Below are 25813 nucleotides of genomic sequence, written 5' to 3'. Positions count from 1 at the left end.
ATTTGTTAATGGTTTCTGGTTTCTACCTGCGATACCCACACCTCTCCCACGAGACACTGACCTTCGTCGCGGACGACGACGTCTGGGTGGCTCCGGCGGACGGCGGCCGGGCGTGGCGCCTCTCCGCCGACCGGGCTCCCGCGAGCCATCCCCGCCTCTCACCTGACGGCACCAAGGTCGCCTGGTCCAGCGTTCGCGACGGCGCCCCCGAGATCTACCTGGCGGATCTGGACTCCGGATCCGCCGAGCGGCTGACCTACTGGGGGAACGCGCGGACCCGCGCGCGCGGCTGGACACCGGAGGGAGAGGTCCTCGCGACCAGCGCGACCGGCCAGCCGTTCCTCTGGCAGACCTGGGCCTACACGCTCGGCGACGGAGTCGAGCGGCTGCCGTACGGTCCGGTCAACGACCTCTCGGTCACCGAAGACGCGGTGGCACTTCTCACCGCGGCGCTCTTCCGCGATCCGGCGACCTGGAAACGCTACCGGGGCGGTACGGCGGGCCGGCTGTGGGTGCGGCGGGGAGAGGGTGACTTCACCCGGATCCTGGCCGATCTGAACAGCCAGCTGGCCGATCCGATGCTCGTCGGGGGCCGGCTCGCCTTCCTCTCCGACCACGAGGGCATCGGTAACCTCTACTCCTGTGAGCTGGACGGCACCGGCCTGCGCCGCCATACCGACCACGAAGCCTTCTACGCCAGGAACGCCGCCACCGACGGGAGACGGATCGTCTACCAGAACGCCGGTGACCTCTACCTTCTGGACGATCTTGACGCCGAGGCCCGCAAGCTCGACGTCACGCTCGGCTCCCCGCTGCGGGGGCGGCAGCCCTACCAGGTCAACGCGGGCAGGCGGCTGCACGACCTGGCCGTGGACGCCACCGGGCGGGCCAGCGTGGTGGAGGTCCAGGGGACGGTGCACTGGGTGACCCATCGGGACGGCCCGGCGCGGCAGCTCAGCACCGGTCTGTCGGCCGGGCGGCCCCGCCTTCTCGGCGACGACCGGGTGGTGTGGGTCTTCGACGACGGCGAGACCCAGGGACTGGAGATCGTCCCCGCGGGGGGCGGGGAGAGCCGCAGGATCGCCGCGGGCAAGCTGGGCGAGGTCGGGGACCTGGCCGTCGCACCCGACGGGAACGCGATCGCGGTGAGCGCCAGGGACGGGCGGCTGCTCCTGGTGGACGTGGCCTCCGGCGAGGTGGTGGAGCTGACGAGGGCCCACGGTGAGATCCGGGGTCTCGCCTGGTCGCCGGATTCGGGCTGGCTGGCCTGGTCGCACCCGGACAGCGAGCATCTGCGCAGGATCAGGCTGGCCAGGGTGGCCGACCGGGTGGTGACCGATGTCACCGACGGCAGGTTCGCCGACATCTCGCCCGCGTTCGCCGGGGACCACCTGGCGTTCCTGTCGCGGCGCGGCTTCGACCCGATCTATGACGCGCACTCCTTCGACATGTCCTTCCCGCTCGGCTATCGGCCCTATCTGGTGCCGCTGGCCGCCTCCACGCCGTCCCCGTTCGCGCCCAGCTCCGCGGGGCGGCCGGTCGCCGACTCCGGTGACGACGACAAGCGGGACGAGGCCGCGATCACCGTGGACCTGGACGGCATCGCCGCCAGGGTCGTGCAGGTGCCGGTCCCCGAGGGGCGGTATTCGGACCTGCGGGCGGTCAAGGGCGGGTTCGTCTGGCTGCGCGAGCCGCTGGCCGGGGAACTCGGCGAGGACAGGGACGAGGTGGGGAGCGAGGCGCCCCGGGCGGCGCTGGACCGTTACGACCTGGACAAGCGCAAGTGGGAGGAGGTGGTCGACAAGCTCGACTGGTACCGGGTGAGCGGTGACGGCACGCAGCTCGTCGTCAGTGACAAGGGCACGCTCACGGTCCGCCCGGCCGCCGGCAAGCCGGGCACCAAGAACGGCGACGAGACGACCGTCGACCTGTCCAGGATCCGGATCACCGGAGATCCTCAGGCCCTGCGCCGGCACGCCTACGCCCAGGCGGGCCGCCGGATGCGCGCCGACTTCTGGGTCGAGGACATGGCCGACGTCGAATGGGAGGTCGTGCTGGAGGAGTACCGGCCGCTGGTGGACCGCGTCGCCACCGCCGACGACTTCGCCGACCTGCTCTGGGAGGTCGTGGGGGAACTGGGCAGCTCGCACGCCTATGTCGACGCGGCGGCCTGGGGCTACCCGGCCTCGGAGCCGGTCGGCCTGCTCGGTGCCGATCTCTCCCGGGGGGCCGACGGCCGCTGGCAGGTGGACACGGTGCTGCCCGCCGAGTCCTCCGACGTGCACGCCCGCTCGCCGCTGGCCGGGCCCGGGGCGGCGGTCATGGAGGGAGAGGCGCTGCTCGTGGTCGACGGCCGCCCGGTGCCACCGGAGGGTCCCGCCCGGCTGCTGGTCGGCGCCGCGGACAAGCCGGTCGAGCTGACCCTGGGCGGCGGCCGGAGGGTGGTCGTCACGCCGCTCGGCGACGACAGGCGCCTGCGTTACCAGCACTGGGTGGCCGGGCGCCGGGCACGGGTCAGGGAGCTCGGTGGCGGCCGCCTCGGCTACCTGCACATCCCGGACATGGTCGCCGAGGGCTGGGCGCAGTTCCACCGCGACCTGCGCAGGGAGATGACCTTCGAGGGGCTGGTGGTGGACGTACGGAACAATCGAGGCGGCCACACCTCCGAGCTGGTCATCGAGAGGCTGATCCGCCGGGTCATCGGCTGGGACCTGCCCAGGGGCATGAAGCCGATCACCTATCCCGAGGACGCGCCGCGCGGCCCGCTGGTCGCGATCACCAACCAGAACGCCGGATCCGACGGCGACATCGTCACCGCGGCCTTCAAGATCTACAAGCTCGGGCCGGTGGTGGGCACCCGCACCTGGGGTGGCGTCATCGGCATCGAGGGCAGCCACCGGCTGGTCGACGGGTCGCACATCACCGTGCCCAGGTACTCCTTCTGGTTCGAGGGGCTCGGCTGGGGCGTGGAGAACTACGGCGTCGAGCCGGACGTCGAGATCGACATCAGCCCCGACGACTGGGCGGCGGGCAGGGATCCGCAGATCGAGGAGGCGGTACGGCTCGTGCTGGCCGCGCTGGACGAGCGCCCGGCGGCGACCCCGCCCGACGCCTCCACTCGGCCGTCCCGCCGCCGCCCCGCGCTGCCGCCCCGCGCATAGGTGACAGGTGTGGCCAACCGGATCATCGCCATCCGGTTGGCCCAGCAAAAAGGTTGGCTTTGATCCGAGTTTTATCTGTTGATTCGGGCACGGGGTTCTCATGTGGGTAAGAAGAGTGAATTCGGAAGCGGGAGAGGTTCGCGGCTTCTTGCACGCTGTGCCATCATATGGATGCGGTGCGTGATCGACTGGCTGCGGTGACGCACCGCCGTTGTGCCTGGCCACGTCTCCTTCGTGGCCGGGTGTGAGGGGGAGGCATGCGCGTCTCTGGTAACTCCCGGGCCCAGGTGGTCGGCATCGGGACCCGTCTCGACGTGGGAACCGTCACCGGAGTGCGCCCGCGGCTGCACGAGGCGGTCGACTCCGGGCGCGGCGACCTGATCGTGGATCTTTCCGGGCTGGAAATGATCGACGCCACCGGGCTGGGGGTGCTGGTGGGCACGCATCGCCGCGCTGTGGGCGCGGAACGCCGCCTCATTCTCAGGGGGGTGCCACCGAGGATCATGCGGGTGCTGGCGGTGACCCGGCTCAACCGGGTCCTCGCCGTCGAGGACCCCATGGCCGCGGTGGCCTGATCCGGCCGCCCGTCGGAGTCCGGGACATCGGCGGCACCGGAACATATCGGAGGACGGGCCGGCTAAGGCCCGTCCTCGTCTCCGCCTCGTCGAGGCCGTACCGAGGTGACCCGGTCAGCCGGTGAAAGACCGGTAGAAAATGTGAACGGCAGTGCTGATCATGCTCTCGGTCGAGGGCGGATCGTCGGCCAGCACCCACTCGATGAGCAGCTCCTGGATCGCTCCGATCATGCCCAGCGCGAGCAGGTGCCGGTTGGCCTTGACCGCCTCCGGCAGATTCGTGACGTTCATTTCGATCATGGTGGTGAAGGCCGTGACGGCCAGCTGCCGTGAGCTGACGAGGCAGTCACCGGCTCTGCGCACCTCCAGATGCATGATCCTGGCCCGGCGCCTGTCTTCGGTGACGAAATTGATGTATCCCGAGATTCCCGCCTCGACCCGGGTGGCCAGGGTGTCGGGAGCCTGCTCTATGGACTTCGCCACCGATTGCAGCGTCTCGTGCACGCACCGGTCGTGCACGGCCCGCATCAGCTCGTTGCGCCCGGAGAAGCATTCGTAGAAGGCGCGGTTGGAGATGCGTGCCGCGGCGCACAACCTCTCGATCGTGGTTTCGGGGAATCCTGGATCGGAGTAGAGGTTGTACGCCGCGGAGATCAGACGTTCCCGGCGTTCCGCCAGCCGCTCCTCCGCCGACATTCCCCGATAAGACCGTCCGTTCATGTCAAGCCCCTGAACGTCGGTATGGGGTTGACAAATAATCGCTTTATCACTTCCACCTCATGGCTCTGGCCCCCAGAATCAACCATTATGGGTGCAAGATCCTTTTTGTGGAAGGGGCGCTGTGCTATTACCTGCGTCGTCCATGCAAGAAGGTGACAAGCCTGACCAGTCGGTCAAGTTCCTTCTGGCCACGGGTGAACGAGGTGAGGTTCATCCCGGGCAGCGCGAAGCGCTGGCGGGAGACGGCCTTGGGGCGGGCGAACTCCCGCAGCCCGTCCGCGCCGTGAATACGGCCGAATCCGGAGTCTCCGACCCCGCCGAACGGCAGCGCGGGGATCGACGCGAAGGAGATGATCGAATTGATCGCGGTCATCCCGCCGCGCATCCGGCGAGCGAGTTCCAGAGCCCGCCGGGTGTTTCCCGAGAAGACGGTCCCGGCCAGGCCGTACGCGGTGGCATTGGTCTTCTCCAGTGCCTCCTCCACATCGGCGACCCGCTTCACCGTCACCGTCGGGCCGAACGTCTCCTCGCGGACCGCGGAGGAGTCCTCGGGCACGTCCTCGACGATCACCGGGTCGACGAAGGGCGCCCGGACCGAGTCGGTCCCGCCCAGCACGGCCCTGCCGCCCGTGACCGCGTCGTCGATGTGCCGCCGGATGATGTCCAGCTGGGCGGGCATGGTGATTGGGCCGTAGTCGCGTCCGGCCTTCACCTGCCCGGCCCGATCGGTGAGTTCCTTCATGAAGGCGTCGTAGACCGCGTCCACCACATAGATCCGCTCCACCCCGACGCAGGTCTGGCCCGCGTTGGACAGCGCGCCCCACAACGCCGCGTCCGCGGCGGCGGGCAGGTCGGCGTCGGCGTCCACGATCAGCGCGTCCTTGCCGCCGCACTCGGCGACCAGCGGCGTCAGGTTCGTCGCGCACGCGGCCATCACCCGCTTGGCGGTGGCGGTCGAGCCGGTGAAGGCGATCTTCGCCACCCCGGGATCCCCCGCCAGGGCCGCGCCGGTCTCGCCCAGCCCGGTGACGGTCTGGAAGACCTGGTGCTCCGGTACCGCCTCGGTGAACAGCGCGGCCAGTAGCACGCCCACGCCCGGGGTCAGCTCGCTGGGCTTGAACACCACCGCGTTCCCCGCGGCCAGCGCGTAGGCGATCGACCCCATCGGGGTGAAGACCGGATAGTTCCACGGCCCGATCACCCCGACCACCCCCAGCGGCAGGTACTCCAGGGTGGCCGCGAGGTTGGCGCCGACCAGTCCGGGGGATACCCGTCGCATCCCGAGCACCTTGTGCGCGTTCCTGGCGGCCCAGTCGAGGTGGGTGATGGCCAGGACGACCTCCAGGGTGGCGTCGGCCTCGGGCTTGCCCGTCTCCTCGTGGACGAGGCGGGCGATCCTGGTCAGATCACGGGTGAGGACCGCCTTGTAGTCGAGCAGCCGACGCCTGCGCTCGGCCCGGTCCAGTCCGGCCCACCAGGCCGCGGCGATCCCGGCCTCCGCCACCGCGGCGCGCACCGCCGCGGCGTCCTGGATCGGATGGGTGCCGACGACGGCACCGGTGGCTGGGTCGAGAGAGTCGAAGGTGCGCTGTCCGGTCGCCGTGGTCAAGGTCGTCTCCTCTGTGCCGTGACGGATGCCCTGGAAGGCGAAACGCCGCTCAGGGGAGGTCGGCGCCCGCCGGAAAGGCGAGATGCGCGGCGCCCGCCGCCCCCGCAGCGGGCGGTACGGGCACGTTCCGCCCACGATAGACCGGAAGTCGTTGCACAGTAAACCATTACTTACAAGCTGGGCTGTCCACCCGCCGGGGCGTCTGCCGCCCGGGTCCGCCGGTCGTCGACGTTCTTCCGCTGTTGTCGGATCTGTAGGAGAGGTACCGTACGGACCTGCTCGCCTGCTGGCAGATCTTGGCGTTCTCCCGGGCGGCGGAGGCGGTTGCCGGATGAAAGTGAGCCCGGTCAACGTGACCATGGCCACAAGTGCGATGGCGGCCTTTTTTCAGTTGTCCATGTGCTTCTCTTCTGCTGATACGGCACGGCGGGGACGGACCGCCTGTTCTTGGTGCCGGAAATCGCGTCTCTGGATGAGGACTGGGCGCAATACCGTTTGAGGGCAGGCTGAAATGAGGCCGAAGGTGGGATTTCCGGTGGCGGGCCGGATCTTGCCTGTCAGCGCACGGTGGTTTGCCGTCCGCGCAAACCCCGAAAACACCACACTCGCGAGCTCGTTGACATCGCGCATGGCTCACAGTGACGCAGAGGGATGTTCCGCCACCGCCGAATCTGCGACAGAGCCGAAAACCGTACAGTCCCGAACCGCTCAGGGGTAGCTCACATAGAGGACCTTCCACCCGCCGCTCTCCACGCAGTGCAGCGATGGCCTGGTGCCTTCCGGGCGCTTGCCGTCGGTGCACGCCTTGACTTCGAGCCGGTGGACATTCGGGTAGGAGAACTCGAAGGTCATCGCGGTCTTGCCCTTGCAGTTCCGGTAGTACTTCATGGTGGGCAGCAGGTTTCCGTCGGCGGCGCGATAGGTGATGCGGAAGAGCCCGAAGGCGCAGCGGAAGTCGCCCGTGGTGTGGTTGGTCACATTGCCTTTCAGGTGGGCGGTGCCGACCGGCTGGAAGAGGTCGGGGTGGATGCCGGTTATCTCGTAGGTGCCCTTCGTCGAGGCCTCGAACTTGTCCGTGGCGGGGTCGTAGTCGTACCTGAGGAACGAGCCGGATTCCGGCCAGTCGGCCGCCGCGGCCGGACGCTGCACGTCCGTGTGGGCGGTGACAGGCGCGGGCGCGGTGATGGCCGCGGCCACGACGAGCCCGGCAAGGAGGGGGGTGCCGATCACGGTAGGTCCTCTTTCTGTGGCTTGGGGATGCGTCAGTGGCCGGCCCCGGCGGTGCTGCCGGAGCCCCGGAGCCGGGTGGCCGAGGGCGCGCCGATACCACTCCAGGCTCTTGTGCACGCTCGAGACGGGCGGCTTGGCGTGGTGTAACCCGCCCAGGGCGGTCGTGAACCACCTCAACTTGTAGTGCCACTTTAAAGTGTTACTCTAAATCGATGGAGGACGTCAAGAGCCCCAAGCGGCGCTCGGCACAGACCAGAAGCCGTATCGTGAACGCCGCGCAAGGGCTGTTCGTGGTGCGCGGCTATGCCGGGACGACCTTCCAGCAGATCGCCGACGCGGCCGGGGTGTCGGTGCAGACGGTCTACTTCCACTACGGAACCAAGAGCCAGCTGCTCAAGCACGTGGTCGATGTCGCCTCTGTCGGAGACGACGACCCCGTGCCGCTGCTGAAACGGCCCTGGTTCGCCGCCTTGCAGGCGGCGCAGGACCCGATGGCGGTGGTGCGGGGATGGGTGCACCAGAGCGGTGTCATTCTCGACCGGGTCGCCCTCGTCCTCGCGGTGGTTCGCGACGCGGCGGCCGGCGACCCCGACATGGCCGCCCAATGGGCCGCCAACAGCGAGCAGCGGCACACCGCTCACGGGGAGGTCGTCGCCATCCTGGCCCGCCTGCGGGCCCTGCGGCCCGGCCTGACCGAGGGCCAAGCCACCGACATCACGGTCGGGCTGCTGTCGCCGGATCTGTTTCTGGTGATGACCCGCGAATGCGGGTGGAGCACGGCACGGTGGCAGGACTGGAGTGCCGACCAGCTGTGTCACGGGCTGCTGTCACCCTGACGGCCGGGGTGTGCGACGTGCCGCACCGGACTCGCTCAGCGCACTGGGCGGCCTGACCGCTGTCCTGGCGCTGCGCCGCCTGGAGCCAACGGTGACGGTCGCGACCGGCCTTTCGCCACTCGGCGCCGTCGGTGTGGCGATGCTCGAAGAAGACGTCATCGACGACCCGCACGACGTGAGACCTTCCGCCGCCACCTGCGTGCGGGCATGGCTCGCCCGTAAGCCCTGTTAGAACAGCGTGTCGTTGCGCTCGATGCCGCGTAGTTCGTCGTAGTCGAGGGTGACACAGCGGATTCCGCGATCCTCGGCCAGCGTCTTGGCCTGCGGGGCGATGCTCTGGGCGGCCAGGATGCCGGTCACGGGGGTGAGCAGGGGGTCGCGGTTCATCAACTCCAGGTAGCGGGTGAGCTGCTCCACGGCGTCGATGCCGGCGCGGCGCTTGAGCTCCACGGCCACGGAGGCGCCCGTGTGGTCGCGGCAGAGGATGTCCACCGGGCCGATGGCCGTCATGTACTCGCGGCGGACGAGCGTCCAGCCCGCGCCCAGGGTGGTGATGTGCTCGGCGAGCAACTCCTGCAGGTGGGCCTCGACCCCGTCCTTGATGAGCCCCGGGTCCACGCCCAGCTCGTGGCTGGTGTCGTGGATGATCTCCTCCATGGTGAGGACGAGCTTCTCACCGGTCTTGCCGTGGGTCACCGTCCAGGTGCCCTCCTCCTCGCGGAGCTTGCACGGCGGGTTCATCCAGTTCAGCGGCTTGAAGGCCCGATCGTCCGCGTGAATGGAGACGCTGCTGTCGGCCTTGATGAGGATGAGCCGAGGCGCCATCGGAAGATGGGCGGTGAGCTTCCCGACGTAATCCACGCTGCACCGCGCGATGACCAGACGCATGACCGAACCCTATCGGCCCGGCGGAGCCCGGATCCCCGCGATCCGTCAGGCCAGGCGGGGCGGTGTGCGGGCTCGGCGTTCGAACCGGCACGCCGTCGACCCGCGGGTCCGCGCCGGTCCCGTCCGTACGGGCGGCCCACGTGCCGGGGCGCCGGTACGGACGGGGTACGGACCTCAGCGGACCGCCTCGGAGAGTTTGACGCGGGCACCGGTGCGCAGGACGGCGCGCTGGTAGATGCGCGCGCCGAGCAGGAGCGTGCCCACCGTCGCCAGGAGCATCAGGACCGCGCCCGTCGCGATCTCCCAGGCGAGCACCTCGCCCCCGGCCATCCGGACCGGCATGACCATCGAGGAGAACGGCGGCACCAGCGACAGGATCCTGGCCACCGCGCTGCCGGGCTGGACCGCCGAGAAGTAGGCCACCAGGTAGGTGATCGTCATGAGCATCGTCATCGGCGTCAGGACACTGTTCGCGTCCTCCTGCCTGGACACCAGCGACCCGAGCGCCGCCGCCAGCGCGGCGAAGAACGCGTAACCGAGGATGAACCAGAACAGGGTGCTGATCACGATGCCCGTCATGCCCGGGGGCAGGTCGGCGGTGAGGCCGGTCGCCACCGCCGCGCCGAGACCGGCCACGATGATCACGACGAGGTTGGCCAGCGCGAGCGCGCCCAGCCCCACGATCTTGCCGCCGAGTAGCTGCCAGGGGCGGAGCGAGCTCAGCAGGATCTCCACGATCCGGCTGCCCTTCTCCTCGATCACGCCCATGGCGACGTACATGGAGGAGTAGATGAGCAGGAAGAACAGGACCATGACCAGCAGGGAGGCGAGGCCCGTCCGGATGCCCGCGTAGCGGGTGTCGGCGCCGACCGAGACCTGTTCCAGGGGGGTGACCCGCATCGCCTGGGCCACCTTGGCCGCGTCCAGCCCCGCCTCGGCCAGCCGGCTCTGGGTCTGGACGGTCTGGTGCGCGCTCTCCAGCAGCAGGCCCAGCTCGCGGTCGACCTCGCCGTCGGCGAGCACCCTGCGGCCGTCCACCACCGCGGCGTCCACGTCGCCGGTGCCGACCGCGTCGCTCGCGGCGGTCTCGTCGGGGAACTCCCTGACGGTGACCGACACGTCCTTGGCCGTGCCGGTCAGGGCCGGCCGCAGCGCCTGCGACTGCGGCCCGACGAGCGCCACGGTGTAGGTGTCGGGCCCGGAGAAGAGCCTGGGCAGGAACGCGAGCGCGCCGACCAGCACCGCGCTCACCACCAGCCCGATGACGAACGCCTTCGTACGGCCGCGCGTGACGATCTCCCGCCGCGCGACCAGCCACAAACCGTTCATGCGACGGCCTCCCTGAAGATCTCGGTGAGCGTGGGGCGCTGCCAGCCGAAGTGCTCGACACTTCCGGCCCTGACCGCGAGGCGCAGGATCTCCTGGCCGTCGTCCTCCACGCCCGTGACGAGGACCTCGTCGCCCTTCTCGACGACCTCCCCCGGCAGCGAGGCGGCCCAGCCGGGGGCGGCGCCCCTGACGACCACCCTGAGGGTGCCGCGTCCCTCCCGGTCGCGCAGCTCCTCGACCGCGCCGGTGGCCGTCATACGACCGGCGGAGATGATGCCGACCGAGTGGCAGAGCCGCTCGACGAGGTCCAGCTGGTGGCTGGAGAAGAGCACGGGCACGCCCGCTTCGCACCGTGCGGCGAGCACCCCGGCCAGCGCGTCGACGGCGAGTGGGTCGAGCCCGGAGAAGGGCTCGTCCAGCACGAGCACCTCGGGGGTGTGCACCAGCGCCACCGCGAGCTGCACGCGCTGCTGGTTGCCCAGGGAGAGCGCGTCCACCGTGTCGTTCGCGCGTTCGGTGAGCGAGAGCTGTTCGAGCAGGTCGCCGGTGGCCCTCCTCGCCCCGCCTGCGGTCAGGCCGCTGAGCCTGCCGAAGTACTCGACCTGTTCGGCGACCCGCATCTTCTGGTAGAGGCCACGCTCTTCGGGCATGTAACCGAACCGGCGCCGGTCTTCGAACGTCAGGGGCCGGCCGTCGCGGAGCACCGAGCCCGAGTCGGCGGTCAGCACGCCCATCAGGATGCGCATCGTGGTGGTCTTGCCCGCGCCGTTGGCTCCGACGAAGCCGAACATCTCGCCCGGCCTCACGGAGAACGTCACCCCGGCCAGGGCGGTCTTGTCGCCGTATCGTTTGTGCAGGTCGTTTATCTCGATCATGGGGGAGGTCCCTCGGTAAGGCGTCTCAGCACGGAGACGTAGTCATGGAACGCCCGGCGGCCCTCGTCGGTGAGGGCCAGCCAGGTGCGCGGGCGTTTACCCACGAAGGCCTTCTCCACGCGCACGTAGCCGGCCTCCTCCAGGGTGATGACATGCTTGGAGAGCAGGGAGTCGCTGACCTCGATGGTGTCGCGGAGGAAGCGGAACTCGGCCCTGTCGGTGGCCGCCAGCGCGGCCATGATCGACAGTCGGACGGGCGCGTGGATGACGTCGTCGAGGTCGTGCCGGGGGTGCGAGCCCGTACCGCTCCTGCCGCTCACCGCTCCGCCCGCAGCACGCGCCACGCCGCGTAGAGGGGCGGGACGCTCGCGCAGGCCGCCAACGTGACCAGCGCCGCGATCCAGCCGCCGCCCGGGTCGTCGGGGCGGAAGAAGACCCCGAACACGAACAGGGCCAGGACGGCGACGAGGTAGGTGACCGTCACCGGCCCGGTGAATCTGTTGGCCCAGGTGACCTCGCGGTCCTCGATTCCCATCCGGCCGAGGTGCCGGGCGAACATGACGGTCAGCGCCACCCACGCCACCCCGGCCGCGGCCTGGGACCAGGAGGGGCCGAGATACATGATCGGCCAGTACGCGATCGTGGCCAGGCCGAGGACCGCGTAGAGCAGGCCCGCGACGCGTGCCGGTCGCCGGGTGCGCCGGTCGACCTCGCCGATCCGCCGCAGAGCCTCTTCCGGGGTCAGGTCGTCTCCCACGACTCCTCCAGACTTCATGTACTCGAATACTAATTACTACTCAACTCCTATTCAAGTACTTTCTTTCCGCTCCCGGATGTTCGACCGGCTTTTGGGTAGCCGATCCCTCTCTGGGAGACTGTTGCGGTTCAAGGAGCGGGCGGTTTGTCGCGCGGAGCGGGATCCGCGAACAGGGTGGGGAGAACGATGGCGGGCAGTTTCGAGACGGTCGGCGTGGTCGGCCTTGGCACGATGGGCGCCGGGATCGCCGAGTGCTTCGCCCGTGCCGGCATCGCCGTGATCGGCGTGGAGGCCGGCCCGGAGGCGTTGGCCCGAGGCCGGGGCCATCTGGAGGACTCCACGGGCCGCGCGGTCGCCAAGGGCAGGCTGAGCGAGGCCGAGAGGTCGGAGATCCTCGGCCGGGTGACCCTCACCGTCTCGCTGGAGGATCTCGCGGACGCCGACCTGGTGATCGAGGCAGTACCGGAGGTCATGGACTTCAAGCGGGCGCTCTTCACCGACCTGGATCGGATCTGCAAGCCGTCCGCGGTGCTCGCCACCAACACCTCCTCGCTCTCGGTCACCGAGATCGCGGCCACCACCGGCCGCGCCGGCCGGGTGATCGGCATGCACTTCTTCAACCCGGCCCCGGTCATGAGGCTGGTCGAGGTGATCCACACGCTGATCACCGACGACGGCCTGGCAGGCGAGGTCGCCGATCTCGCGCGCCGGCTCGGCAAGACCCCGGTGACCGTCGGCGACCGCGCCGGGTTCGTGGTCAACCGGCTGCTCCTGCCCTACCTCAACCACGCCGCGGTCCTGCTGGAGAACGGCGTGGCCACCCGCGACGGCATCGACACCGCGATGCGGCTCGGCGCCGGGCTGCCGATGGGACCCTTCGCCCTGCTCGACCTGATCGGCCTGGACACCTCATACGAGGTGCTGAGCGTGCTGTTCAGGGAGAGCCACGACCGCCGTCACGCCGCCGCGCCGATCCTGCGCGAGCGGGTCGCGGCCGGCCTGCTCGGCCGCAAGTCGGGTGGCGGCTTCCACCGGGCTTCCGAACCCGTGGCGCCGGCGGCGGACGAGCCCTCGGCCGGCCTGGTCGCGGTGCTGGGCGAGGGAGGCGACGCCTTCGCCGCCAGGCTCTCCGCCGCGGGCCTCAAGTCGGTGCCGGTGGAGGACGCGGAGGTGGTCGTCGCGCTGTCCAGCGTTCCCGTCGTCGAGCTGGCACCCGGGCTCCCGCACCCCGAACGCCTGGTCGGCCTGCACCTGGTGGGCGGCCAGGTCGCCGAGGTCGCCTCCACCGCGCTCACCGGGCCCGAGGTCGCGCGCGCCGCGGAGGGACTGGTCCGGCTCGTCGGCCTGGTCCCGGTGCCGTGCCGGGACAGGGCCGAGTTCGTGGTCGACGCGCTCCTGTACCCGTACCTCAACGACGCCGTCCGGATGTACGACTCCGGCTACGCGACCCGCGACGACATCGACACCGCGATGCGGCTCGGCTGCGGCTACCAGGCGGGACCGTTCGAGAAGCTCGACGAGCTGGGCCTGGAGACCGTCCGCGACGGCCTGCGCGCCCTGTACGCGGAGTACCGCGAACCGTTCCTCGCCCCCGCGCCACTGCTGGAACAGCTTGTCGCGGCGGGGGTCCGGAGCTTCCGAGACCTGCCGTGAGCCCCCGCAGGGCCCGTCGGGCCGACCCGTTCGACCGCGGCGGCAACCGGGGGGCGGCCCGTCCTCTCGGCGGCTTTGTGCCCGGTGTCGACCGGACGGAGGAGTGGCCCGACGGTGACTGGCAGGTGCGCCGGGTCACCGGCGGCGCGGCGGACAAGGTCTACCGTTGCCCGGGCTGCGACCAGGAGATCAGGCCGGGCCTGCCGCACCTGGTCAGCTGGCCCGCCTGGCAGGGTGGCGAGGAGGAACGCAGGCACTGGCACACCGCGTGCTGGCGCAACCGGGTCAGGCGCGGTCCTGGCAGAAGCAGATACTGACCGGCGTGGATCGCCGGTCGCGATGAGGAGAGACATGGAGATCCGGGCCTCTACGGTGCTGCCCGCGCGCAGGGAGCCGATCGAGCTGCACACCGGTGACGGGCTGACGCTCGTCGGTGAGCTGGCCCTTCCCGCGGAGCAGCCTCCGGTGGCCACACTGGTCTGCCTGCACCCGCTGCCCACCCACGGCGGCATGATGGACAGCCACGTCTACAAGAAGGCGGCCAACCGGCTGCCCGCCCTCGCCGACCTGGCGGTGCTGCGGTTCAACACGCGCGGCACCACCTCCGAGCGGGGAACGTCCCAGGGGGTCTTCGGCAAGGGCGAGGACGAGCGCCTGGACGTCGTCGCGGCCCTGGAGTACGCCGAATTCCACGACCTGCCCCGGGTCTGGCTGCTCGGCTGGTCATTCGGTACCGAGCTGGCGCTCAAGTGGGGCCGCGACCCGCTGGTGGAGGGGGCGATCCTGCTCTCCCCGCCGCTGCACAGGGCAGGAGACGCCGACCTCGACGGGTGGGCGGAGTTCGGGCGGCCGCTGATCGCGCTGGTTCCGGAGTTCGACGACTATCTCCGCCCCGAGCAGGCCCGCGAGCGCTTCGCCAGGGTGCCCCAGGCCGAGGTCGTCGGGGTGGACGACGCCAAGCACCTGTGGGTCGGCGAGCCGTACGTGCGGATCGTCCTCAACGAGATCGTCCTGCGGGTCAATCCGGCCGCCCATCCTCTCCCCACCGAGGTCGCCGGCTCGTAGCTGCCCTGCCCGGTTCGGGCCCGTCCCGGACTCCTCGTCGCCGTATCGCCTGCCGGGTCCCATTCGTTGACCGCGGAGTTACCACAACGTCATAAACGGTTGTGGAACCGGGGGTGCCAGATGGGGGCTCCGGGAATACGGTGGACGGCGTGCGGCTGTACACGCGATCGGCTGGAGAGGGGCTTCCGGTCGTCCTCCTTCACGCGTTCCCCCTGTCATCGGCCATGTGGCTGGCCCAGCGTGAGGGCCTGGCCGAGGTCTGCAAGGTCATCACCCCCGATCTGCGCGGCTTCGGCGGCTCGGTGCTGGGCGGGGACGACCCCTCCCTCGACGTGATGGCCGACGATGTCGTGCGCCTGCTGGACAGCGAGGGCGTCGACCGCGCGGTCGTCGGCGGCCTGTCCATGGGCGGCTACGTGACGATGGCCCTGTGCCGCCGCCACCCCGACCGGCTGCTGGGAGTGATCCTCGCCGACACGAAGGCGGGCGCCGATCCGGAGGCCGCGAGATCCAACCGCGAGCGGATCGCCGCCGCGGTGCTCCAGGAGGGCGCCTCCGTCCTGCTGAAGGAGTTGCTGCCGGGGCTGGTCGGGCAGACCACGGTGCGGAGCAGGGCGATGGTGTTCGGCCGGGTGCGCGGGCTGGTCCAGTCGGCTCCGCCGACGGCCGCGGCCTGGGCGCAACGGGCCATGGCCGGCCGTCCCGACTCCTTTGACACGCTGCGGGCGATCAAGACGCCGGTCCTGGTGATCGTGGGCGAGGAGGACGAGATCACCCCGCCCGCGGAAGCGGACGCGATGGTCGAGGCGGTGCCCGACGGGCGGCTGACCGTCATCGAGAAGGCCGGCCATCTCAGCGCGATCGAGCAGCCCGAGGCGTTCAACCGGGCGGTGGCGGACTTCGTCGCCGAGCTCGCCGGGGGATCAGCACCTCGCGGATGAGCGGGGCGATCGCCGCGGCCACCGGAACGGCGGGCGGCGCACCCGTAGGTAAGCGGAACCGGTAGACGAGAGAGCCTGGTGACCGTGCAGGTCACCAGGCTCTCTCGTCAGCCGTCGTCAACGCCCCGGAGTCAGCGGCCCCCTATTCCTGCCACCACTCCGCGTCGTCGTCCTTCTCCGCCCTGGCGGGAGTCGGAACCGGCTTCTCGGCACCGTTGGTGGCGGCGGGGATGGCCGGCTTCGGCGGGGCCGCGGCGATCGCGGGCTCCGGGTCGGCGGCCGGGAGCGGCGCGCCACCGAGCAGCTGGCGCAGCTGCGCGAGGTGGCTGGTGATGCTGTCGCGCTGGCGGGTCAGTTCGTCGACCTGGCGCTGGGCGACGGAGCGGCTCCGCTCGGACTCCGCCTTGGCCTCGGAGACGATGGACTCGGCGCTCGACTTGGCCTCGGACACGACCTGGTCGGCGTTCTTGCGAGCGTTGGCCAGCAGCTGCTTGGCGTGCGTGTCGGCCTCGCGGCGGGTCTGCTCGGCCTGCTGGGTGGCCTTGGTGGCGCGCTGCTCGGCGGTGGCCGCGCGCTGCTCGGCCTCGGCGACCAGCTTCTGGGTGGCGGCCTGCGCGGTGGCGTGGCGCTCGGCCTCCTGGCGCTCGGCCTCCTCGCGCCGGGCGGCGAGCTGGATCTCGAACTCCGCCTCGTCCTGGGCCCGCTTGGCCTCGGACTCCTCGAGCACCCGCTGGGCCTGGGCGCGCATCTCGTCGGCCTGGCGCTTGGCGGTGGTGAGGACCTCGTCACGCTCGCGTTTGGTCGAGGCGCGCAGCTGGGCCACCTCGCGCTCGGTGGTGGTGCGCAGCTTGGCGATCTCGCGCTCGGCGTCGGCGCGCTTCTCGGCCACCTCGTGGTCGGCGGTGGCCCGCAGCTTGGAGACCTCGCGCTCGGTGGTGGCGGTCAGCTCGTCGGCCTCGCGGCGGGCGGTCGAGCGGATCTCCTCGGCCTCGCGCTCCGCGGTGGTGCGCATCTCGTCGACCTCGCGGGTGGCGAGGGCACGCTTCTCCGCGGCCTCGTTCTCCGCGGCGGCGCGCAGGTCGGCGGCCTCGACCTTGGAGGCCGCCTTGATCTCGTTCGCCTCGGACCTGGCCGCCTGGACCAGCTCGGTCGCCTGTTCCTCCGCCAGGCGGAGCAGTTGCTCGATCCGGGCGCCGAGGCCGGAGTAGGTCGGGCGCTCCTGCTCCTGAAGTTGGCGCTGGGAGTCGGACAGATCCCGCTGCAGGTTCTGCACCTGCTCCCGGGACTGCCGGAGCTCGCCGTCGAGTTGCTTCAGGTGGTCGTGGACCTGGTGCCGGTCATAGCCCCGGAGCACCACGTCGAATTCCCGAGCGGGGGCGTCTTCAAAGAAATTGTTGAGCTGGGCGTCGATGTCGGACTGCATGGAGGCTCGATCCTGGGTTGTCGAGACGGCTACACGGGCCGGACGGGGGTTTCAGGCATCCGAAGCGGGAGCCGGGGCGGGACCCACGTCCGGTGGTACGCCAGCGTACTCCGCCGTTGCCGAGTTGGCGGTCTCGTCCGACTTTATGCGCGACTTGTTACGTATCGGCGTTTCTTGCATTCGACATGGTCTCGGCTTGCCTTTCCGGAGCCTGTACGAGTTCGGTAAGCATTCCCCCCACGTCTTTGGGGTGAAGAAAGGCGATGGACGAACCCATGGAGCCGTGGCGCGGCCGTTCGTCGAGCAGCCGGACGCCTCTGCCGCCGATCGTGTCCAGGGCCTGCACGACATCCGGAACACCGAAGGCGACATGATGCACACCTTCCCCGCGCTTCGTGAGGAATTTACCGACCGGCGTGTCGGGGCTGAGCGGTTCGAGGAGCTGGATATAGGATCCACCGCCCTCGCCGTCGGCGATGTGCAGCATCGCCTCCTTCACCCCCTGCTCGGTGTTCACCTCGCGGGCCACCACCGTGAGCTCGAAGGTTCGCTCGAAAAAAGCGATCTTCTCCTCAAGGTCGTGGCAGGCGATCCCCACGTGGTCGATGCGCATGAACATAGAGCCATCCTCCTTCAAGGTCGCCGATGTGCCCATGGGTATGGTGGCAAAGTCGCTCCAAGCCCTGTCAGGGAGGCCCCCTGTTATGTCCGTTTCCGTCATCGTCTCCGGGGCTCGAACCCCCATCGGCCGACTGCTCGGCTCGCTGTCCGGCCTGTCGGCCGTCGAACTCGGCGGCATCGCGATCAAAGCCGCACTGGAGCGTTCCGGCGTCGCTCCAGAGGCAGTGCAGTACGTGATCATGGGGCAGGTGCTCCAGGCGGGTGTGGGTCAGATGCCCTCCCGCCAGGCCGCCGTCGCCGCGGGCATCCCGATGTCCGTGCCGTCCCTGACGATCAACAAGGTCTGCCTCTCCGGCCTGGACTCCATCGCCCTGGCCGACCAGCTCATCCGGGCCGGTGAGTTCGACATCGCGGTCGCGGGCGGCATGGAGTCCATGTCCAACGCCCCGCACCTGCTGCCCGGCCTGCGCAAGGGCGTGAAGTACGGCGCCGCCGGCATCATCGACTCGATGGCCTTCGACGGCCTCACCGACGTCTACGACCAGGTGGCGATGGGCGAGTCCACCGAGCGGCACAACGCGCGCTTCGGTGTGACCCGCCAGGAGCAGGACGAGTTCTCCGCCCGCTCCCACGCGCTCGCCGCCGCCGCGATCAAGAACGGGGCCTTCGACGACGAGATCGTGCCGGTGACGATTCCGCAGCGCAAGGGCGAGCCGACGGTCTTCTCCGCCGACGAGGGCGTGCGCGGGGACACCACGGTCGAGGTCCTGTCGCGGCTGCGACCGGCGTTCGCCAAGGACGGCACGATCACCGCGGGGTCCGCCTCGCAGATCTCCGACGGCGCCTGCGCCGTCGTCGTGATGTCCAAGGCCAAGGCCGAGGAGCTCGGCCTTGACTGGCTGGCCGAGATCGGCGCCCACGGCAACGTCGCGGGGCCCGACAACTCGCTCCAGTCCCAGCCGGCCAACGCGATCAAGCACGCCCTCGGCAAGCAGGGGCTCGTCGCCGGTGACCTCGACCTGCTGGAGATCAACGAGGCCTTCGCCCAGGTGGTCCTCCAGTCGGTCAAGGAGCTCGACGTCCCCCTCGACAAGGTCAACGTCAACGGTGGCGGCATCGCGGTCGGCCACCCGATCGGCGCCTCCGGCGCCCGCATCGTCCTCGCCCTCGCCTACGAGCTCAAGCGCAGGGGCGGCGGCCTCGGCGCGGCCGGCCTCTGCGGCGGCGGGGGGCAGGGTGACGCTCTGATCATCCGCGTTCCTCAGGCATGACCTCGGAGGTCTCCGACCTGGTCGCGACGGCCAGGGAGGGCCGACCCCGGGCCGTGGCCCGGTTGATCTCCATGGTCGAGAACGGTTCCCCCGGACTCAGGGAGATCACCGCGCTGCTCTGCGCCGACCGGCCACACCGGGCCCGGATCATCGGCCTGACCGGCCCGCCCGGTGTCGGCAAGTCGACCTCCACAGGGATGCTGGTCCACGCGTTCCGCAGGCGTGGCGTGAGGGTCGGCGTGCTCGCCGTCGACCCTTCCTCGCCGTTCACCGGCGGGGCGCTGCTGGGCGACCGGGTCCGGATGCAGGACCACGCCACCGATCCGGACGTGTTCATCAGGTCGATGGCGAGCAGGGGCCACCTGGGCGGGCTGGCATGGGCCACGCCCCAGGCGCTGCGCGTCCTGGAGGCGGCCGGCTGCGAGGTCGTCCTCGTCGAGACCGTCGGTGTCGGCCAGGCGGAGGTCGACGTCGCCTCGCTGGCCGACACCACGGTCGTGCTGCTCGCCCCGGGGATGGGCGACGGCGTCCAGGTGGCCAAGGCGGGCATCCTGGAGGTCGCCGACGTGTTCGTGGTGAACAAGGCCGACCGAGAGGGCACCCAGGCCGTGATCCGCGAGCTCCGCAACATGATCGCCCTGGTCGACCGGCCCTGGAGACCGCCGGTCGTGCCGACCGTGGCCCTGCGGGGGGAGGGCGCCGAGGAGGTGGTCGCGGCCCTCGACGGCCACCTGGCCTATCTGGAGGGGGCGGGCGAGCTCGTCCGCCGCCGCCAGGCCAGGGCCCGGGACGAGATCGAGGCGATCGCCCTCACCACCCTGCGCTCCCGCTTCGCCGACCTGCACGGAGACCGGCGCCTCGACGCCCTCGCCGCCCGTGTCCTGGACGCGGAGCTCGACCCCTACACCGCGGCCGACGAGCTTCTGGCGGCGGCGGGGCGGCCGGGGTGATTCCCCGCACCGCGCCTCCCAGGTCTCCGAGGTGTCCCGAGGAGGGCGGCGCGCCGCCGAACCCGGTGAGCGTGGGCGGGCCCCGTACCGGCCGGAGCCGGCAGGCGCCCCGGCCGCCGAGGGCCGGGACGCGGGGGCGTCAGGTCTCGTCGGCGAACTTGACGATGACCTTCTCGAAGCCGAGACCCTTCAGCATGCCCTCAAGCATGACCTTGGTGTTCTGGTCGGCGCGGTTGCGCAGATCGCTGGCCAGAGCGGCTTCGGCGATCTTCTTCTCGGCCAGCACGTAGAGTTCCTGCTGGTCCGAGGGGGAGGAGGACAGGAAGTCCTCGACCCGGTCCAGCAGGCCGCGCTGCTGGGCGTAGACATAGGAGCGCTTGTTGTCGAGGTTCGGCTTCTCCAGTTGGGCGCGGGGCAGCCTGACCGTGACCTCGGTGCGGTCGGGGGAGACCGTCAGCCCGCCGCTGCCGATGCCGCCGAAGTCGACGTAGGCGTCGACACCCCCGGCGCCGACGAAGAGCGTCCGGCTGCCCTTGACCGCGTCGGGCAGGAAGGCGGCGTCCTTCTCCAGGTCGACCACGACCTGGAAGTTTCCGGTGGCGGCCTCGAAACGGCTGAGGTTGTGAATGGACTCCAGCAGCACGGGCTGGCTGCGGTCGATCGCGGTCTCGCCGAACGGGTTCAGCCACGACCAGGTCAGGCGAGCACCCACGACGAGCAGAACCGTGACGACGAGCAGCCCGGCGAGGAAACGCCAGCGGCGCCTGCGCGGCGCCGCCTGGGGGGGCTCGGGCGGAGCTCCTTGGGAGGCTTTCACGAAGCTCTTCTTCCCCTGGGACCGACCTTCTCACGCCGAGCCTATGCCGATCTTGTCAACCTCGTGGCGACGGCGGCGTGCCGCCTTCGGCGAAGGGGGCACGCCACGGGGCGGACGGGACGCCCGTCCCGGGCGGCGGTGGCCCGCCGGGTGCCTGGTGGCCGGGTCCTGACCTGGGCTCAGGCCCGGTCGAGGTGCCTCCCGCGCCCTGCCCGGGCTGGCCGTACTGTCCTGTCTGGGCGGTCTGCCCGGACTGGCCGCCAAAGTGAGTGCTTTGTAACCGGCAGCCGGTGAAGTCCGTGTAGTAGAGCCGGAGCCAGTCGCGCCGCTGGACGTCCGTGAGCCCCGAGAACCACGCCGCCGCGTACCGGTGTTCCGCGAGCGGCCCGCCGGGAAGCGGCTCACCCCGCAGCCACGCGGCCACGATGTCGCGGTAGCCCGCCGCGGGAGTGGCGTCACACCGCGCGGCCAGACCGTCGACGAACTCGTCGGCCGCCTTCTCGGCGAACCCCGCGGCCAGATCGTCCACGTGGATCGCGATCACGCCCGCCGAGAGGGCGGAACCGTCACGCCTGGGGTGCTGCTCCACCCGGGAGAACTCCCCGGGCGTCCCGGCCAGCCGGGAGGCGATCTTGATGAACTCCGAGCCCAGTTCGGGCAGTCCGGCGCGCATCCCCGGGTGCACGCAGACCATGATCGGCCACTCCTGGCAGCTGTAGACGATCTGCTGGGCCGAGACCGGCTGCTCCTCGGTGAACAGGCGGGCCATGCCGGTCCCCGCCGCCAGCACCGCGATCAGCGCGGCGGCCAGCACCAGGGCCTGGCGCGTCACGACCGCGGCCCAGCCGAGCAGGAGCGCCGCGCTGACCCCCACCAGCCAGAGCGTCTGGTCGGTGAACGCCGCCGCGTTCAGCCCCTGGAACGGGTCGTACGGCTCCCGCGTGGCGGGGGCCAGCCGGTCGGCCCAGGTCGGCCCGTGACACAGCCAGGTGAACAGGCTGTAGCAACCGAGTCCGGCCAGCACCGGCGTGATCGTCCACGGCAGCAGCCAGCCGACGACCCAGCCGATGACGACGTACAGCGCCAGCCCGGCCACGCCCATCACCAGGCCGCTGGGCAGCAGTCGCCCGGCCTGCTCGGTGATCATGGTCCTGACCGCCAGGACCATGACGGTGGCGGTGAACGCGCCACCCGTCACCACCAGGATCGCCAGCGGCGCCCGCACCGCCTGCCACGGGGTCAGCGATCGGCCCCCCGTCCCGCGCCGCCTGCGCACCGCCACCCACGCGGCGAACGCGGCCGCCACCGGACCGGTCAGCCGGAGCGAGCCGATCACCGCGACGACGATGTTCTCCCACGCGCTGACACCGGGAACCAGGACGCTCCACGCCGCGACCACCCCGAGCACGAGCAGGATGGCGACCGCCATCAACCCGCTCTGCTGGAGTTCCTCGCGTGAAACGCCCCTGTGCTCACGCACCGGCGGGCGTGGTGAGAACCCACGCCGAGCCGGTGTAGCCGAAGTGCGTCCGGCGTTCGAACGCCGTCAAGTTGTCGTTCATCAAGCACCCCCCGTGCCGTGAATGTGCGGATGCCGGTCCCCTCGGCACCGGTCCGGCTCGCTTCCCCCGCAGGCCGGACTGAGTCAGCGTGGCCACTTGGCCACGGCCTCACCATTCGATGTGGGAACCATAACGGAGCGTGACGTTTGGCGTCCGGGTTCTTGGTGAAGCCATCAGGCCGGTGACTCTACGTATATGGGCGAATCGGGATGAGGCCGCGCTACCGTAGCCCTGTGGTTACCGGTCAGCTGAATCTCCCGTTTGACCCCATCGAACGTGCAGCGGAGACGTGGCGCGTTCACTTCGGGCCCTCCTCGGCCATGGCCGCCGTCACATCGATCATGAGAGCGCAGCAGATCCTGCTGTCGCAACTGGACACGCTGCTCAAACCGCATGACTTGACCTTCGCCAGGTACGAGGCCCTGGTGCTGCTGACCTTCAGCAGGACCGGGGCGCTGCCGCTCTCCAGGCTCGGTGAGCGGCTGATGGTCCATCCCACGAGCGTGACCAACACCGTGAGCCGTCTGGAAGGCGCCGGTCTGGTACGTCGCACGCCCAACCCTCGCGACGGCCGGGGGGTGCTCGCCGAGATCACCGACCGGGGGCGGGAGGTCGCCCGCGCGGCGACCGCCGACCTGATGGGGGCGGACTTCGCCATGCCCATGTACGGCGAGGACGAGCTGGACCAGATGTTCGACCTCCTCAGAACCCTCCGCGTCGCCGTCGGGGATTTCGAGTAAGGACTAGTAGGACGTCCTAGTATTTGAGGTAGGCCGCATGCCACGCGAGGGGGTTGGCCATGGACGCTGAGCGGGTCGAGGCGGGGCGTGCGCGCTGGCAGGCGCGGTTCGACGGGGCTCGCAGGCGTGCGGCCGAGTTCCGCACCCTGTCCGGGCTCGACGTCGAGCCGGTCTACGGTCCGGACGGCGGTGACCCGCGGATGGAGCGCATCGGCTGGCCGGGGGAGTTCCCCTTCACCCGCGGTCTGCATCCCACCGGTTACCGGGGCAAGCCATGGACCATCCGGCAGTTCGCCGGGTTCGGCAACGCGCGGCAGACCAACGAGCGCTACAAGATGATCCTCGCCGCGGGCGGTGACGGGTTGAGCGTGGCCTTCGACATGCCGACGCTGATGGGCCGCGACTCCGACGACCCGCGATCGCTCGGCGAGGTGGGCCACTGCGGCGTGGCGATCGACTCCGTGCTGGACATGGACCTGCTCTTCGAGGGCATCCCGCTCGGCGACATCACCACCTCGATGACGATCAGTGGTCCGGCCGTCCCGATCTTCTGCATGTACGCCGTCGCCGCCGAGCGGCAGGGGGTGCCGGTCGCCGGGCTCAACGGCACCCTGCAGACCGACATCTTCAAGGAGTACATGGCCCAGAAGGAGTGGCTGTTCGCCCCCGAGCCGCATCTGCGGCTGATCGGCGACCTGATGGAGTTCTGCGCGGCGGAGGTCCCCGCGTACAAGCCGCTCAGCGTCTCGGGCTACCACATCCGCGAGGCCGGGGCCACGGCCGCCCAGGAACTGGCCTTCACCCTGGCCGACGGGTTCGGCTACGTGGAGCTCGGCCTGTCGCGCGGCCTGGACATCGACGTCTTCGCCCCCGGCCTGTCCTTCTTCTTCGACGCGCACATCGACTTCTTCGAGGAGATCGCCAAGTTCAGGGCCGCCCGGCGGATCTGGGCGCGGTGGCTGCGCGACGTCTACGGGGCCGGCACCGAGAAGGCCCAGTGGCTGCGCTTCCACACCCAGACGGCGGGTGTGTCACTGACCGCGCAGCAACCGTACAACAACGTGGTGCGTACCGCGGTCGAGGCGCTGGCGGCGGTGCTCGGCGGCACCAACTCGCTGCACACCAACGCGCTGGACGAGGTCCTCGCGCTGCCCTCCACGAGGGCGGCGGAGATCGCGCTCCGCACCCAGCAGGTGCTCATGGAGGAGACCGAGGTCGTCAACGTCGCCGACCCGCTCGGCGGATCCTGGTACGTGGAGGCGCTGACCGACCGGCTGGAGGCCGAGGCCGAGGCGATCTTCACGAGGATCCGGGAGATGGGCGTCGACGGCACGATGACCTCGGGCATCCTGCGCGGCATCGAGGACGGCTGGTTCGTGTCCGAGATCGCCGAGGCCGCCTTCGACTACCAGCGCAAGCTGGAGAAGGGCGAGAAGAGGATCGTCGGGGTGAACTGCCACACGGCGTCCGTCGACGAGCCGCTGGAGACCCTCCGGGTGGGGCACGAGGTCGAGCGCGAGCAGAACCGCGTCCTCGCCGAGCGCCGCGCCGCCCGTGACCAGGCGGCCGTGGACGACGCGCTGGCCGCGATGAGGCGGGTGGCCGGGGGGAAGGGCAACATGATCCCCGCCATGCTCGACGCGGCCAGGGCCGAGGCCACGCTGGGTGAGATCTGCGACGTGTTGCGCGGTGAGTGGGGCGTCCACATCGAACCGGCGCGTTTCTAGCGAGGCCGCGTCGGGGCACCGGCCGGGATACGGCAGGATTGGAACCATGAGCCCAGCGGACTTCACTCGACCCGGATCGCTCTACGGCGCCGTCGATCTCGGCGCTCGCAAGCAGGCACTGGAGGCACAGGCGCGGCGGGAGAGCGCCGCGCAGGAAAGCGGCGGTGTTCCGGCACCGGTCATCGACGTCGACGACGCCAACTTCGCGACCGAGGTCGTAGAACGCTCCATGAACGGCCTCGTGCTGCTGGAGCTCACCGTCACCCGCGCCGAGCAGGCCAAACAGTACAGCCTGCTGCTGGAGAAACTGGCCGCCGAGAACGCCGGCCGGTGGATCCTGGCCAGGGTCGACGTTGAGATCAACCAGCAGATCGCGCAGGCGCTCCGGGTGCAGAACGTGCCCGCCCTGTACGCCATCTTCCAGGGACAGCCGGTGGCCGTGGTTCCGGGCATCGCCACCGAGCCGCAGCTCCGTGACTGGCTGTCGCAGCTCATGGAGGCGCTGGCGCAGTATCTCCCGCCCCCCACCGAGGAGGACCAGGGCAGGCAGGAGCAGCCGCAGGAGCCCTCGGTCGACCCGGACGTGCTCGCCGCCGAGCAGGCCGTCGACGCCGGCGACCTCGACGGCGCGGTGGCCGCGTACGAGCGGCTGCTGGCCCGTTCGCCGAACAACCAGGACGCGAAGCTGGGCCTGGCCGGGCTCGGCCTGATCCGCAGGACGCAGGACGTCGACCCGGCCGACCTGCAGAGCAGGCTGGCCGACCCCGCCGACATCGAGGCCCAGCTTCTGGCGGCCGACTTCGAGATGCTCTCCGGCGAGGTGGACAGGGCCTTCGACCGGCTCGTCGACGTGGTGCGCCGCACCTCGGGGGCCGAACGGGACAGGGCCAGGGTGCACCTGCTCGGCCTGTTCGACACGCTCCCCGGAGACGACCCGTCCATCGCCAGGGCACGCAGGAACCTGGCCAGCGCCCTGTTCTGAGCATCCCGCCTCCGAGCACCCCGGCCCGGCGGCCCGCCCTCGGTGACAAGCGTCACGATGGGCCGGGGCGAGGTGTTCCGT

General features: G+C 70.4%; 25 protein-coding genes. 13 read left to right on the top strand and 12 right to left on the bottom strand.

The features are described from left to right. Positions 1-8 precede the first annotated feature (8 nt). Positions 9-3161 (top strand): S41 family peptidase, encoded by a 3153-nt coding sequence (locus tag AB0J58_RS17715; protein ID WP_364216641.1) that lies wholly within the window; start codon positions 9-11, stop codon positions 3159-3161. Positions 3162-3418: 257 nt separating this feature from the next. After that, positions 3419-3736, top strand: coding sequence for an STAS domain-containing protein (locus tag AB0J58_RS17710; RefSeq protein WP_364216638.1), 318 nt, complete (start codon positions 3419-3421; stop codon positions 3734-3736). Between the two features lie 114 nt (positions 3737-3850). Here the strand turns inward: AB0J58_RS17710 and AB0J58_RS17705 are convergent, their stop codons facing one another. From AB0J58_RS17705 to AB0J58_RS17695, 3 genes are all read right to left on the bottom strand, one after another. Then, positions 3851-4456, bottom strand: coding sequence for a TetR/AcrR family transcriptional regulator (locus AB0J58_RS17705; RefSeq protein ID WP_364216635.1), 606 nt, complete (start codon positions 4454-4456; stop codon positions 3851-3853). A gap of 127 nt (positions 4457-4583) precedes the next feature. Then, positions 4584-6065 carry an aldehyde dehydrogenase family protein gene (locus AB0J58_RS17700; RefSeq protein WP_364216632.1) on the bottom strand — a complete coding sequence of 494 codons (1482 nt, stop codon included), beginning with the start codon at positions 6063-6065 and terminating at the stop codon, positions 4584-4586. A 708-nt stretch (positions 6066-6773) separates the two neighbouring features. After that, positions 6774-7295, bottom strand: a complete 522-nt coding sequence (locus tag AB0J58_RS17695) for a hypothetical protein (RefSeq protein ID WP_364216629.1) — start codon at positions 7293-7295, stop codon at positions 6774-6776. A gap of 212 nt (positions 7296-7507) precedes the next feature. Here AB0J58_RS17695 and AB0J58_RS17690 point away from each other — a divergent pair, with 212 nt between their 5' ends. After that, complete coding sequence (locus AB0J58_RS17690; protein ID WP_364216626.1) at positions 7508-8131, top strand: TetR/AcrR family transcriptional regulator; 624 nt, start codon at positions 7508-7510, stop codon at positions 8129-8131. 10 nt (positions 8132-8141) lie between these two features. Beyond that, complete coding sequence (locus AB0J58_RS17685) at positions 8142-8363, top strand: hypothetical protein (RefSeq protein WP_364216624.1); 222 nt, start codon at positions 8142-8144, stop codon at positions 8361-8363. Here AB0J58_RS17685 and nucS read toward each other — a convergent pair. From nucS to AB0J58_RS17660, 5 genes are all read right to left on the bottom strand, one after another. Next, complete coding sequence (nucS, locus tag AB0J58_RS17680) at positions 8360-9019, bottom strand: endonuclease NucS (RefSeq protein WP_343975596.1); 660 nt, start codon at positions 9017-9019, stop codon at positions 8360-8362. The two genes, AB0J58_RS17685 and nucS, sit on opposite strands and share 4 nt — an antisense overlap. Before the next feature lie 174 nt (positions 9020-9193). After that, positions 9194-10348 (bottom strand): ABC transporter permease, encoded by a 1155-nt coding sequence (locus tag AB0J58_RS17675; RefSeq protein WP_364216621.1) that lies wholly within the window; start codon positions 10346-10348, stop codon positions 9194-9196. Further along, the gene (locus AB0J58_RS17670) at positions 10345-11223 is read right to left on the bottom strand and encodes an ATP-binding cassette domain-containing protein (RefSeq protein ID WP_364216618.1); all 879 of its coding nucleotides are present in this window, start codon (positions 11221-11223) and stop codon (positions 10345-10347) included. Before AB0J58_RS17670 ends, AB0J58_RS17675 begins: the two co-directional genes overlap by 4 nt. Continuing rightward, the gene (locus tag AB0J58_RS17665; protein ID WP_343975587.1) at positions 11220-11543 is read right to left on the bottom strand and encodes a transcriptional regulator; all 324 of its coding nucleotides are present in this window, start codon (positions 11541-11543) and stop codon (positions 11220-11222) included. Before AB0J58_RS17665 ends, AB0J58_RS17670 begins: the two co-directional genes overlap by 4 nt. Continuing rightward, complete coding sequence (locus AB0J58_RS17660; protein ID WP_364216615.1) at positions 11540-11998, bottom strand: hypothetical protein; 459 nt, start codon at positions 11996-11998, stop codon at positions 11540-11542. The genes AB0J58_RS17665 and AB0J58_RS17660 overlap by 4 nt, the downstream gene beginning before the upstream one ends. Positions 11999-12166: 168 nt before the next feature. Here AB0J58_RS17660 and AB0J58_RS17655 point away from each other — a divergent pair, with 168 nt between their 5' ends. From AB0J58_RS17655 to AB0J58_RS17640, 4 genes are all read left to right on the top strand, one after another. Further along, positions 12167-13633, top strand: coding sequence for a 3-hydroxyacyl-CoA dehydrogenase NAD-binding domain-containing protein (locus AB0J58_RS17655; RefSeq protein ID WP_364216612.1), 1467 nt, complete (start codon positions 12167-12169; stop codon positions 13631-13633). Beyond that, on the top strand, positions 13630-13950 hold the full coding sequence (locus AB0J58_RS17650; RefSeq protein ID WP_364216609.1) for an ATP/GTP-binding protein: 321 nt from the start codon (positions 13630-13632) through the stop codon (positions 13948-13950). The genes AB0J58_RS17655 and AB0J58_RS17650 overlap by 4 nt, the downstream gene beginning before the upstream one ends. A 34-nt stretch (positions 13951-13984) precedes the next feature. Next, positions 13985-14698 carry an alpha/beta hydrolase gene (locus AB0J58_RS17645; RefSeq protein WP_364216606.1) on the top strand — a complete coding sequence of 238 codons (714 nt, stop codon included), beginning with the start codon at positions 13985-13987 and terminating at the stop codon, positions 14696-14698. 149 nt (positions 14699-14847) lie between these two features. Further along, positions 14848-15639 (top strand): alpha/beta fold hydrolase, encoded by a 792-nt coding sequence (locus tag AB0J58_RS17640; RefSeq protein WP_364216604.1) that lies wholly within the window; start codon positions 14848-14850, stop codon positions 15637-15639. 142 nt (positions 15640-15781) lie between these two features. On the opposite strand, the gene AB0J58_RS17635 is transcribed toward AB0J58_RS17640, so the two are convergent. Together AB0J58_RS17635 and mce are read right to left on the bottom strand one after the other, a co-directional pair. Then, entirely contained in the window at positions 15782-17062 is a 1281-nt protein-coding gene (locus AB0J58_RS17635; RefSeq protein ID WP_343975567.1) for a DivIVA domain-containing protein, read from the bottom strand. 157 nt (positions 17063-17219) lie between these two features. Continuing rightward, positions 17220-17681 (bottom strand): methylmalonyl-CoA epimerase, encoded by a 462-nt coding sequence (gene mce / locus AB0J58_RS17630; protein WP_364151959.1) that lies wholly within the window; start codon positions 17679-17681, stop codon positions 17220-17222. A gap of 85 nt (positions 17682-17766) precedes the next feature. Here mce and AB0J58_RS17625 point away from each other — a divergent pair, with 85 nt between their 5' ends. Further along, positions 17767-18954, top strand: a complete 1188-nt coding sequence (locus AB0J58_RS17625; RefSeq protein ID WP_364216601.1) for an acetyl-CoA C-acetyltransferase — start codon at positions 17767-17769, stop codon at positions 18952-18954. Further along, a complete protein-coding gene (gene meaB, locus AB0J58_RS17620) occupies positions 18951-19904 on the top strand; it encodes a methylmalonyl Co-A mutase-associated GTPase MeaB (protein WP_364216598.1) in 954 nt (317 codons plus the stop codon). The genes AB0J58_RS17625 and meaB overlap by 4 nt, the downstream gene beginning before the upstream one ends. A 139-nt stretch (positions 19905-20043) precedes the next feature. On the opposite strand, the gene AB0J58_RS17615 is transcribed toward meaB, so the two are convergent. Both AB0J58_RS17615 and AB0J58_RS17610 read right to left on the bottom strand, forming a co-directional pair. Further along, positions 20044-20721: a DUF4230 domain-containing protein gene (locus tag AB0J58_RS17615; RefSeq protein ID WP_364216595.1), complete on the bottom strand. Its 678-nt coding sequence runs from the start codon at positions 20719-20721 to the stop codon at positions 20044-20046. Between the two features lie 55 nt (positions 20722-20776). Next, positions 20777-22201 (bottom strand): hypothetical protein, encoded by a 1425-nt coding sequence (locus AB0J58_RS17610; protein ID WP_364216592.1) that lies wholly within the window; start codon positions 22199-22201, stop codon positions 20777-20779. A 291-nt stretch (positions 22202-22492) separates the two neighbouring features. Here AB0J58_RS17610 and AB0J58_RS17605 point away from each other — a divergent pair, with 291 nt between their 5' ends. The 3 genes from AB0J58_RS17605 to AB0J58_RS17595 are packed head-to-tail and all read left to right on the top strand — an operon-like array spanning position 22493 to position 25732. After that, the gene (locus tag AB0J58_RS17605) at positions 22493-23023 is read left to right on the top strand and encodes a MarR family transcriptional regulator (protein ID WP_364216589.1); all 531 of its coding nucleotides are present in this window, start codon (positions 22493-22495) and stop codon (positions 23021-23023) included. Positions 23024-23082: 59 nt separating this feature from the next. Further along, positions 23083-24750 carry a methylmalonyl-CoA mutase family protein gene (locus AB0J58_RS17600; RefSeq protein WP_364216586.1) on the top strand — a complete coding sequence of 556 codons (1668 nt, stop codon included), beginning with the start codon at positions 23083-23085 and terminating at the stop codon, positions 24748-24750. A 46-nt stretch (positions 24751-24796) separates the two neighbouring features. Continuing rightward, positions 24797-25732: a tetratricopeptide repeat protein gene (locus tag AB0J58_RS17595; protein ID WP_364216583.1), complete on the top strand. Its 936-nt coding sequence runs from the start codon at positions 24797-24799 to the stop codon at positions 25730-25732. Positions 25733-25813 lie beyond the last annotated feature (81 nt).

The organism is Streptosporangium sp. NPDC049644, from assembly GCF_040675205.1.
GTDB lineage: Bacteria > Actinomycetota > Actinomycetes > Streptosporangiales > Streptosporangiaceae > Streptosporangium > Streptosporangium fukuiense.
This window is presented reverse-complemented; position numbering and strand designations above follow the sequence as displayed.